At 57.2% G+C, this 3,428-nt stretch carries 4 protein-coding genes; 2 read left to right on the forward strand and 2 right to left on the reverse strand.

Annotation, left to right across the window (positions count from 1 at the left end; genetic code table 11):
* Window positions 1-1,130 (reverse strand): argininosuccinate synthase (locus R6T97_RS10175; RefSeq protein ID WP_410349183.1); only part of this gene is annotated, 1,130 nt, incomplete at its 3' end.
* A gap of 158 nt (window positions 1,131-1,288) precedes the next feature.
* Window positions 1,289-1,723 carry an NUDIX hydrolase gene (locus tag R6T97_RS10180; protein ID WP_410349184.1) on the reverse strand — a complete coding sequence of 145 codons (435 nt, stop codon included), beginning with the start codon at window positions 1,721-1,723 and terminating at the stop codon, window positions 1,289-1,291.
* Between the two features lie 76 nt (window positions 1,724-1,799).
* Between R6T97_RS10180 and R6T97_RS10185 the strand changes: the two genes are divergently transcribed.
* A complete protein-coding gene (locus R6T97_RS10185; protein WP_410349185.1) occupies window positions 1,800-2,792 on the forward strand; it encodes an Hsp33 family molecular chaperone HslO in 993 nt (330 codons plus the stop codon).
* On the forward strand, window positions 2,785-3,428 hold a 644-nt coding region (locus R6T97_RS10190; protein WP_410349186.1), incomplete at its 3' end, for a CoA pyrophosphatase. The genes R6T97_RS10185 and R6T97_RS10190, both read left to right, overlap by 8 nt.

Here is a 3,428-nt window from a genome sequence, read left to right on the forward strand (position 1 = left end):
GCGCCCATATCTTCCTCGAATGTCACATGCGCCTCGGAATAGAGCGATTGATCCGACCAGCGGGCCACGGTGTTGACCGATCCCTTATACAGCTTCACCCGCACGGTGCCGGACACATGTTCCTGACTCTTGTCGATCAGGGCTTGCAGCATTTCCCGTTCGGGGCTGAACCAGAAACCGTTGTAAATCAGTTCCGCATAGCGCGGCATGATACTGTCCTTGAGGTGACCCGCACCTGAATCCAGCGTGATCTGCTCGATCCCGCGGTGCGCTTCCAGCAAGATGGTACCACCCGGCGTTTCATATATCCCGCGTGATTTCATCCCGACAAAACGGTTCTCAACCAGATCAAGACGCCCGACACCGTGCTTTCCACCCAGTTCGTTCAACTTGGTCAGGATCGTGGCGGGTGACATCATCTCACCGTTGATGGCGACTGCATCACCACGTTCGAATGTGATCTCGACCATTTCTGGCGTATCCGGTGCATCTTCGGGAGCAACCGTGCGCTGATAGACATATTCCGGCGCTTCTTCGGCAGGGTCTTCCAGCACTTTGCCTTCGGAAGAGGTATGCAAAAGGTTGGCGTCTACGCTGAAGGGCGCTTCGCCACGCTTGTCCTTTGCGATCGGAATCTGATGCTTTTCCGCAAATTCAATCAGCTTGGTCCGGCTGCCGAGGTCCCACTCGCGCCATGGCGCCACAACCTTGATTTCTGGGTTCAGCGCATAGGCGGCCAGCTCGAAACGCACCTGATCGTTGCCCTTGCCAGTCGCACCATGGGAAATCGTATCGGCACCTTCGGCGGCTGCGATTTCAACCAGGCGCTTGGAAATCAAGGGGCGCGCGATGGATGTGCCCAAAAGATAGAGGCCTTCGTAAAGCGCGTTGGCCCGAAACATCGGGAAGACAAAATCGCGCACGAACTCTTCACGCAGGTCTTCGATATAGATGGACGACGCACCCATCATCTCTGCCTTCTTGCGCGCGGGCTCCAGCTCTTCACCCTGTCCAAGATCAGCGGTGAAGGTCACGACCTCGCAACCGTACTCGGTCTGCAACCATTTGAGGATAATCGAGGTATCAAGGCCACCAGAATAGGCCAGAACAACTTTTTTCGGAGCGGTCATGCGTATACGCCTTTAAGTCAATATGTGCTTCTCCGCGCGATAAAGGTTTTTCCCGATAGGGGCAAGAAGCGGCGAATCCGCGTTTATTATCGGCCCATAAATATCCTGGGGGAGGCGCGAAGCGACGGGGGCAAAGCCCCTGATGCGACACTGCCTGCTTAAGTGACCTTTGCTACAAAATCCGCGTCGCCATCGTTATAGAGTTTTCTTACGGCATCCTGCGGTTCCAACCAAAGCGCCAGATGGCCCACCTCTGTCGGGGGTCCATGTGGCCGCACGGGCCGTGCCCGATAGATATGGCACAGCTTTTCCGCCCATATGTCGTACTCCGGCATGAAGGTGAAACGCCGGAAGACGCCTAATTTGCGGGGCGCGGCGATCCGCCAGCCGGTTTCTTCAAAGACCTCGCGGTGCAGTGCGTTGAGTGGATGTTCGCCCGGATCAATTCCGCCGCCGGGCAGTTTTATTTCGAAATGCGGGTCGCCTTGATAGGTCAGCAGCAGCTTCCCATCCAGCGGCAAAATCGCATAAACGCCGGGCCGGTGTTTGTACCGCTGCCCGCTTTGCGGCACCTCGCCATACCGTCTGATCATGGCTACCCCCTTGGACCTTGCCTTGCTCCGCCTATATAGGCGCGGTATGCCATCCCTAGACTTGTTAGGAAAGACCATGACCCTCGGCACCCAAATCGCCTGGGACGACACCGTCCTGCCGTTTCAACTTGACGCCTCCGACATCCGTGGACGGGTGGCGCGGCTTGATGGCGTGTTGGAACAGGTTCTCAAGCAACACGATTACCCACCCATGATCGAAGGGTTGGTGGCAGAGATGGCATTGCTGACCGCATTGATCGGGCAAACGATCAAATTGCGCTGGAAGCTGTCCTTGCAGGTGCGCGGGTCTGGTCCGGCCCGTCTGATCGCAACGGATTATTACGGCCCCACCGATGACGGGCAACCTGCACGCATCCGCGCCTATGCGTCATATGATGCAGAAACACTGGACGAGAGTGCAGACCCCTTCAGCCAGTTGGGCAACGGTTATTTTGCTATCCTGATCGACCAAGGCAAGGACATGACCCCATATCAGGGGATCACGCCTATCGCCGGTGGATCGTTGTCTTCTTGCGCAGAGACATATTTTGCGCAGTCCGAACAATTGCCGACCCGCTTTCAACTGACCCATGGCCTGTCGCAAGTGCCGGGCGAAGGCACCCATTGGCGTGCCGGTGGCGTGATGCTGCAGCATATGCCAAAGGCATCGCCGCATGTAGCCGGCGAAGGCGGATCGGGCGAAGACGGCTTGCTTGACGCGACCGATATTCTGGATGCCGATGAAGGTGAAAACTGGAACCGCGCCAATGCGTTGTTGGATACGGTGGATCAGCTAGAACTGATTGGGCCAACTGTTGCCCCGACAGACCTGCTCGTGCGCCTTTTCCATGAGGAACAGCCGCGTGTCTATGATGCGCAGTCGATCAAATTCGGCTGTAGCTGTTCGGCGGATAAGGTGCGCCAAAGCCTGTCGATCTATTCGGCAAAGGACATCGCGACGATGACGACCGAAGAAGGCACAGTGACCGCCGACTGCCAGTTCTGCGGCGCGCATTACGTCTTTGAACCTGACACGCTCGGGTTCGAGGCCAAAAATAGCAGTGCCTGACCTGCGCAAAAAACTACAAGACGCGCTGACCCGAAAGGGCGGTGCGTCTTCTGATTTTGACTTGAATCCTGACGTGAAAGCCCCGGACTTTCCGTTGGTACCTGCCGCCGTTCTTATTGGCATTCGGGCCGAAACAGAGACTGTTATTCTCACAAAACGATCGGCCCGTCTGAAACATCACCCCGGCCAGATTGCCTTTCCCGGCGGCAAGCAAGATCCGATCGATGCGACCCTGACAGATGCGGCCCTGCGCGAGGCGCACGAAGAGATTGGCCTAGACCCGGAGATCGTGACCGTTGTGGGGCATCTTCCCCCGCATCAGACAGTGACGGCCTATCAGGTGACGCCCGTTCTTGCACTGATCGAAGGCCACTATGTTCCTGTTCCAGAGGCAGGCGAAGTCAGCGAAGTGTTCGAGGTGCCATTGGCGCACCTTCTGAATACAACAAATTATCTGATCGAAGGCCGCAGATGGCAGGGCCGCCGCCGACTCTATTACACGGTCCCTTTTGGTCCCTACTACATCTGGGGCGCCACCGCCTGCATCATGCGTGGGTCGATCGCGTCGGCACCAAGACCCGCTTGCGCCAAGGCACTGTTGCAGGCCTCGAGGGCCATTTCGGCCATGATCGACGG

Origin of the sequence: Yoonia sp. (assembly GCF_046498525.1) — a bacterium.
Classification (GTDB): domain Bacteria; phylum Pseudomonadota; class Alphaproteobacteria; order Rhodobacterales; family Rhodobacteraceae; genus Yoonia.